Annotated in this window: 2 protein-coding genes; both read right to left on the bottom strand. The window is 36.2% G+C overall.

What is annotated here, in order from left to right:
• Positions 1 to 92: 92 nt before the first annotated feature.
• Positions 93 to 1,058 (bottom strand): IS3 family transposase, encoded by a 966-nt coding sequence (locus tag HMPREF2607_RS10445; RefSeq protein ID WP_002890057.1) that lies wholly within the window; start codon positions 1,056 to 1,058, stop codon positions 93 to 95.
• On the bottom strand, positions 1,055 to 1,732 hold the full coding sequence (locus HMPREF2607_RS01785) for a helix-turn-helix domain-containing protein (protein WP_002890056.1): 678 nt from the start codon (positions 1,730 to 1,732) through the stop codon (positions 1,055 to 1,057). Before HMPREF2607_RS01785 ends, HMPREF2607_RS10445 begins: the two co-directional genes overlap by 4 nt.
• Positions 1,733 to 1,794 lie beyond the last annotated feature (62 nt).

The following is a 1,794-nucleotide window of genomic DNA, read 5'->3' on the forward strand; positions in this document are numbered from 1 at the left end:
GATATGCCCCCTGTCAAGTAGACAGGTTAAATATCTAAAAAAGTGTCTGTTTTTGAAGGTCAGTCGTACATAATAAATGTACGGCTGTTTTTTTATGCAGACCACTTAGACTTGTACTTTTCAATTTTGTTATTCTTAGCGATTGGGTATGACAAAGGATGTTCTGATGATAAGGCAGCGTTTCTTACTGCCAAAGGCGTTTTACAGTCATACCTACTTTGTGGACGCTCTTGACAGTAAAATCGGATATAGTCTTTGATGGCATATCGGAGGGAGGCCTCATCTGAAATCTCATACATCTGATACATTTCCGATTTTATAATTCCCCAAAAACCTTCTATTGGTCCGTTATCAATACAATGGCCCACTCTTGACATGGATTGAATCATATCAGTATCTTTCAGCTTTTTTTGAAAGTTCTTATTGGTATATTGAAACCCTCTATCGCTGTGAAATATAGGCTTCGCTGCGGGATTTTTTTCAATGGCTTTGTCAAATGTTTTGAAGACCAGCCGATTGTCATTTCGACCACTTATGACAAAAGCAATAGGATAGCGGTCATATAAATCAAGTATGACACTAAGATAGAGTTTCTTATGAGAGTTAGGAATCTTAAACTCTGTAACATCTGTTACCCATTTTTTGTTCGGAGCAGTTGTATAGAAGTTTCTTGCCAACTTATTTTCTGCAGTTTCTTTAGGCTTGGCAGTCTTGTATTTTTTCCTTTTCTTACGGATAAAAGCGTGGATATCGAGTACTTTCATAATTCGGTGAATTCTCTTTCTTGAGTAATTCGTATGATTGAAATGATTGATCCAATCGGTCATTCTTCGGTATCCCAAGATGTGTGAAAAACGTTCGTCATATTCTTTAATTAATTCCGCAATTTCGCTGTTTAATTGTTCTTGTTCTGGAACTATTCTATGTTTCCATTTATAAAATGCAGACCTCGTAATGCCGAGCTGATGACACATCCAGCTAATGCTCCACCCTTTGTTGGTGTTGAAGTCTTCGATCGCTAAGTATTTTGATTCGTGGCGCTGTTTGCCTAGCCTCACATCCTTCCGAATTCTTTCACTTTTTTTAAGAGTTCAACAGTCATATCCTTTTCTTCTAACTGACGTTTTAAGCGCACATTTTCTCTTCGTAAACGTTCTAATTCATCAACCTCATCATCTAGTTTGTGATGACCCCTTTTGTCAACTAAACCTTCTTCACCATCACTATCATACTTTTTCACCCACGAATACACTTGGCTATAAGAAACATCATAAAGTGATGCCGTTTCCTTATAATTGCGATTATGTTCAATACAATAGTTGACAATCTCTTTGCGTTCATCAATAGTGGTTTTACGTCTTGCTTTTGCCATATAGACCTCCCGTTTTGGATTGTAATCCTTAAGTTCTATATTGGCATTATACATCCTAATCCACTTTCTTAAAAGTCCTGAAGAAATATCATACTGATGACCTAAATCAATAGATGAAGCCTCACCACTAATACATTTTTCTACAAGTTCCATTTTAAATTCTTTTGAATAGGAACGGTTTTTTGTTTTCTTTGTGAATCCTAAAATCCCATATTTTTTATAGATGGCAGCCCAATCTTGAATCGTCCTTGTGGAAATATGGAGACAGTTACATATCTCAGATCTGGAACGATTACCATTAATATAATCGAGACAAGCTTGTTCTTTCTCGTATGGGGTGAACCTTTCTCTTCTAGACATAAAAATACCTCTTAAGTAGATTTTAGGTATTTACCTTGTCTACTTAAGAGGTATCATATCAT

The organism is Streptococcus sp. HMSC078H03, from assembly GCF_001808655.1.
Taxonomy (GTDB): Bacteria; Bacillota; Bacilli; order Lactobacillales; family Streptococcaceae; genus Streptococcus; species Streptococcus salivarius_G.